This window comes from Acinetobacter sp. V2 (assembly GCF_001188385.1).
GTDB lineage: Bacteria > Pseudomonadota > Gammaproteobacteria > Pseudomonadales > Moraxellaceae > Acinetobacter > Acinetobacter oleivorans.
Map to the genome: position 1 here is coordinate 66,410 of NZ_JZFB01000010.1, position 301 is coordinate 66,710.

Here is a 301-nt window from a genome sequence, read left to right on the forward strand (position 1 = left end):
CAGCCAAGCTGATCCAGTTCAGGCACAAACATATTTAGAATCTGCACAGTCGACGCTTATTGCTCAACAATCTTTATTGCGTCAGTACCAGCAACATCTAAGAACTCTGGTAGGTGTAGATGTTTTTAATAAGATATGGATTATCCCTGATGATCTGGTGAAACAGTCGGGTCTCTACAGCGAACCTGAGTTTAATACCATCCCCAAAATGATTGCGGCTCAAGCCAGTGTTGAAGTTGCCAAAGCACAAAAGGAACAGACTCGTTTAACACGTTATCCAACCTTGTCGGTTAAAGGTTCT

General features: G+C 42.5%; 1 pseudogene. It reads left to right on the top strand.

The window, feature by feature from the left end:
- Positions 1-301: pseudogene (locus UC75_RS18045) on the top strand (RND transporter); the annotation flags it as partial.